The sequence below is a fragment of the Pseudomonas sp. EL_65y_Pfl1_R83 genome (assembly GCF_963970695.1).
GTDB lineage: Bacteria > Pseudomonadota > Gammaproteobacteria > Pseudomonadales > Pseudomonadaceae > Aquipseudomonas > Aquipseudomonas tritici.
In genome coordinates, this window is sequence record NZ_CAXAQI010000291.1 from 1 (window position 1) to 498 (window position 498).

At 65.5% G+C, this 498-nt stretch carries 1 protein-coding gene; it reads left to right on the forward strand.

Going from position 1 to position 498, the window contains the following annotated elements:
• Positions 1-201: 201 nt before the first annotated feature.
• A partial coding sequence (locus AACY08_RS28930; RefSeq protein ID WP_339472507.1) for a helix-turn-helix domain-containing protein occupies positions 202-498 on the forward strand: 297 nt, incomplete at its 3' end.

Here is a 498-nt window from a genome sequence, read left to right on the forward strand (position 1 = left end):
GAGCGGGGTGTTCCGATCATGGCACATTCTCCCATCTGCGGAGGTCATCTCGCTAGGGACGGGCGGCTTGCCCGCGCGGCAGAGCGGTACGGCTGTAGCCGCGCCCAGCTGGCCCTCGCCTGGGTGTCGCGCGCCATGGAAAACTGCCCCCTCGGCGTCATGAGGAATTGCCCCCTCCTTGGATAGCCGAGGAGAGAGCGAATGAACGAGGAACGAATCACGGAAGGCTCATCGTGGAGTGATCCACGGGGGCAGGTGATGAAGACGCCGGATGACGTGGCGGAGATGTTGCGCCTGAGGGCGTGCGGGTGGGGTCTGAAGCGGATTGCGCGCGAGCTGGGCTGCAGCCATCACACGGTAAAGGACTACGTGGCGGCGGGCGGCGTGAAGCCGTTCAAATCGCCTGAGCGGCCGAAACGGCTTGATGGCCTTGAGGGTTGGCTGCGCGAGAGGCTCATTCGGCATCGCGGCAATGCCGACGTGGTGCGCCAGGACCTG